The organism is Oleiphilus sp. HI0132 (assembly GCF_001635845.1).
The window spans coordinates 1-4055 of record NZ_LWGJ01001068.1 but is presented as its reverse complement, the minus strand read 5'-3'; the positions used below and the strand labels follow the sequence as shown (position 1 = coordinate 4055).

3 protein-coding genes are annotated in these 4055 nt (G+C 47.5%); 2 read left to right on the top strand and 1 reads right to left on the bottom strand.

Features of this window, described 5'->3' with window-relative positions:
- A partial coding sequence (locus tag A3766_RS13540) for a GDSL-type esterase/lipase family protein (protein ID WP_231882902.1) occupies nt 1-509 on the bottom strand: 509 nt, incomplete at its 3' end.
- Here A3766_RS13540 and A3766_RS13535 point away from each other — a divergent pair.
- Together A3766_RS13535 and A3766_RS13530 are read left to right on the top strand one after the other, a co-directional pair.
- Nucleotides 489-1196, top strand: a complete 708-nt coding sequence (locus A3766_RS13535) for an ABC transporter ATP-binding protein (RefSeq protein WP_068553431.1) — start codon at nt 489-491, stop codon at nt 1194-1196. The two genes, A3766_RS13540 and A3766_RS13535, sit on opposite strands and share 21 nt — an antisense overlap.
- Complete coding sequence (locus A3766_RS13530; protein ID WP_082907118.1) at nt 1189-3768, top strand: ABC transporter permease; 2580 nt, start codon at nt 1189-1191, stop codon at nt 3766-3768. Before A3766_RS13535 ends, A3766_RS13530 begins: the two co-directional genes overlap by 8 nt.
- The last annotated feature ends 287 nt before the right edge of the window (nt 3769-4055 follow it).

The window sequence follows — 4055 nt, the reverse complement described above, 5'->3', positions numbered from 1 at the left end:
ATCTGCATGCCTAGCAATATTACTTGGGCTCCAGCCTCTTGTGACATCACAGCCATCGCTTCTAGGTTATTACGAATCTGCCTAACCGGGGTTCCTCGTAAACCATCGTTTCCGCCAAGTTCAATAATGACGATAACGGGCTGATGAGTTGATAAGGCCTTACCTAAACGATAACGGCCACCGGTAGTGGTATCACCGCTGATACTTGCATTGATCACGCGATAGTTATCGCCCAGCTCACGCTGCATCAGCGCTACCCAGCCCTTACTCTTATCCAAACCAAAGGCCGCGCTAATACTGTCACCCACCACTAGAATGCTTGCAGCCTTTTGAACTGGAACAGTATTTTTTACCGGTAACGGTTTTTCTATTTCCGCCGCATACGTTAAGCTGCTTAGTAGAAGCAGGCAGCCAATAATAAAATAACGACCTAGCTGCATGTGCATCGCAAACCCCATTCTGTTTAGACAACTATTTTGTGATTGAATATGCCTGAAAATAGCACTCAAGAAAATCTCCTACTGAAACTCAATAATGTATGTAAGTCGGTCAATACCGGTTCAGAACAGCTTGATATCTTGCAAGGCATTCAACTTGAAATCAAGCAAGGAGAATCTGTCGCCATCGTTGGCGCGTCAGGTAGCGGCAAATCAACAATGCTAGGAATTATGGCCGGGCTTGATGAAAGTTCATCAGGCGAAGTCTACCTCTTGGGCGAAGCATTACACCAGTTAAATGAAGATCAACGATCATCTGTCAGAGCAAAGGGGGTAGGCTTTGTCTTTCAAAGCTTCCAGCTGCTTCCCGGCCTGACGGCCTATGAAAATGTCAGCCTGCCGATAGAAATGTCTGGCAGGTATAACGCCCGCCAAACTGAAGAGAAAACACTAGACTGGCTGGACAAGGTTGGCCTGAGCCATCGAATCCATCACTACCCTAAACAGCTTTCGGGTGGTGAACAACAACGTGTTGCTATCGCTCGAGCCTTCTCTTCTGAACCAAAAATATTGTTTGCAGACGAGCCTACCGGCAATCTCGACAGTAATACAGGGCAACAAATTGTAGAACAGCTTTTTTCCTTGAACTCTCAGTTGGGAACAACCCTTGTACTCGTAACGCATGACGAACAACTAGCTAAGCGCTGCGCCCGAACCGTACGCATGAGCGATGGCCAGGTAAAGGAGCTAAATGCTTAAGATGAATACAAGCACGCAAGGCCTCAGTTTCCTCAAACTTATTCGTCTGTCCCAGTCTCTTCTCAGACGAGAAACCCGTTCGGGGCAGCTCACCTTAATCATCTTTTCTCTTATTCTAGCCGTCACCGTCGCTACCATTATCAGTGTATTCAGTGCGCGTATGGAAGCCGGCATGTTGGCAAAGTCTACCGAGCTGCTTGGCGCCGACCTGCGCATTCGCTCCAGTCAAGAAATCCCGGCCGGGTTCGAAGAACGTGCGCAACAAAGCGGTTTATCAACCAGTACCACCTTGGAGTTCCCAAGTGTTGTGGTGGTAGGGGATGAAATGTCTTTGGCCGCCGTTAAAGCCGTCGATGATCATTACCCTCTTAAAGGTAAGGTTATGACTAGCTTGAGTGCCTTCAAGCCCGGGGAGAAAAGCCCAACAGGACCACCTCCTGGTAGTGTATGGCTAGAGTCTCGCTTACTGACGCTACTCAATGCAAAAATAGGCGACACACTGGAACTGGGCAAACAGAATTTCACCATAGGTGCACTCATCACCCAGGAAAGTGATCGCGGTGGAAACTTCTATAGTTTGTCCCCACGCCTGATGATGAATATGGCTGACATCGAAGCAGCTGGGCTTATTCAGACTGGGAGTCGCGTTACTTGGCGCTTATTGCTTGCAGACCTTCAAGACAAACAAGCTCAGACCGAGACGACTCAACTCAAGGGCTCGCTTAACTCAATTGACCAATACAAGGTCTGGCTGAAACCTCTACTCAGTGACAATCAAAGCCTGGAGTCATTATCAGATAACAACCAGGCGCTTGCCGCGGCACTCGATAAAGCACGTAGCTATCTTTCCTTAGCGGCCATTCTCGCGATTCTACTTGCGGGTATTGCCATTGCGATGGCCGCTCAAAACTATGCCCAACACCACTACGATACCAGCGCACTGTTAAGAACCTTGGGCGCCAGTCGTCAGCAAGTACTGTGGCTTTTTAGTCTGCAGTTACTGATTCTCGCCTTCATCACCACGCTCATCGGCCTAATGCTTGGCACCCTGATACAGGAACAACTTTCTTCCTTGCTAAGTATCCTATTTATCAATGACTTGCCTACCGCACCTTGGTCAGCTTGGGCTATTGCGAGTATTACGGCCCCGGTTACTCTACTGGGCTTTGCGCTACCTCACCTGATTCAACTAAGTCGCGTATCCCCACTTAGAATCCTGCGCCGTGACCTTGAGCCGATGAGCATTAGCGGAAGACTAATCTACGGCATCGCGCTCGCATGTATTCTCTCGTTATGCTTATGGTTTACCGGCGATGTAAAGATGTCTCTCGCAGTGATTGTCGGCGGATTGGTGACCCTTATCCTGCTCTCATTTGGTTTACGAGGAATACTTAAGCTTTTAGATAAAATCACACCTTCAGCACGCTTCAATATTTATGTGCGTTTCGCCTGGCGACACCTCATGCGCAACAATCAAAGTGCCAGCACTCAAATCTTGGCATTCGCGATGATATTGATGGTCATGCTAGTCATTAGTGTTGTAAGAAATGATTTACTAAATGACTGGCAACGCGGCTTACCCGAGAACGCGCCCAATTTCTTCGCTATGAATATACAAGCCTATGAATCGGATAGTTATAAAGCGGCACTCGAAGAAACCGGCTTCAAGAACTACCCGCTCTTTCCTATGGTTCCAGGGCGATTAACGCATATCAACGAACGCTATGTTCATGATGATGAAAAACTGAGTGAAGACCCGGCCCTTCAAAGAGATCTGGCGCTCACATGGAGTGAACAACTACCCGAAGGAAACAAAATACTGGAAGGTGTTTGGATAAATGATAAAAAGTCAGATGCGGCGAGCAAACAAGTTTCTATTGAATCGCGTTTAGCAGGGAGATTAGGTGTAAAGCTTAACGACACGCTTCGCTTCGAGGTGGCCGGACAAAGCTTCACAGTGACCATTACTAGTATTCGCAGTGTCGATTGGGGAACACTTAGTCCTAACTTTTATATGATTCTATCTGAGGCAGCGCTCCAGGACCTTCCGCTTAGTTACTTAACCAGTTTTCATGTCCCTTCTGGCAGCGAGGCAAAACTTACTAAGCTCATCCGCGAGTTCCCGACCATTACCTTACTCGACATGAGTATGGTCTTTACGCAAATTCAAAGTTTGCTCAAGCAAGTCAGCCTCGCTGTTGAGTACTTACTTATCCTAGTATTGATCGGCGGTGTGTTGGTCTTACTGGCGACCATTTATTCAAGTATCGATGAGCGAATATTACAAGGTGCAATTTTACGGACACTCGGCGCTAACCGAAAGCAGCTTCGCCTTAATCAGTGGAGTGAATTCGCTTTGTTAGGCCTCATGGCAGGTATTCTGGCCCTGCTGGGTACTGAAGCAATCTGCTATAGCTTATATCGCTATTTACTCGACCTAGACTATCAAGTGCAATGGCATCTTTGGGCATGGCTACCCATTAGTTCAGCCTTACTGATCATGTGTTTAGTAGGATTGAGTACAAGGAAGGTGGCTAGTCATTCGCCAGTTAGTGTACTTCGAGACAGCTAAGCACCGGGACAAGTCATTTGATGAAGCCATGAAGAATGAATTCTACCGAGGCATGGAAGTCGCTGCCGCATCAGGAGCCTTAGACGGCGCACAGGGGTTTACCAAAGGTCAGGGCAAGCATGGGCAATTTTAAAAGCTGAATAAGGAAAGCACGCCTCCTCATTCAGCCTTTTAACGTCTTAGCTTATTTTAGTAGTTCTTCACTTCAAACTGGTCATCCGAAGGCTTTGCGGTATAGCGACCTTCTACCTGATCCCACTCATAATCATTCCCCATCATAACCTTAA

Bases quoted from the DNA above. Each gene is read 5' to 3' on its own strand.
- A3766_RS13530 (WP_082907118.1), top strand. From the start codon at position 1,189: ATGCTTAAGATGAATACAAGCACGCAAGGCCTCAGTTTCCTCAAACTT.
- A3766_RS13535 (WP_068553431.1), top strand. From the start codon at position 489: ATGCCTGAAAATAGCACTCAAGAAAATCTCCTACTGAAACTCAATAAT.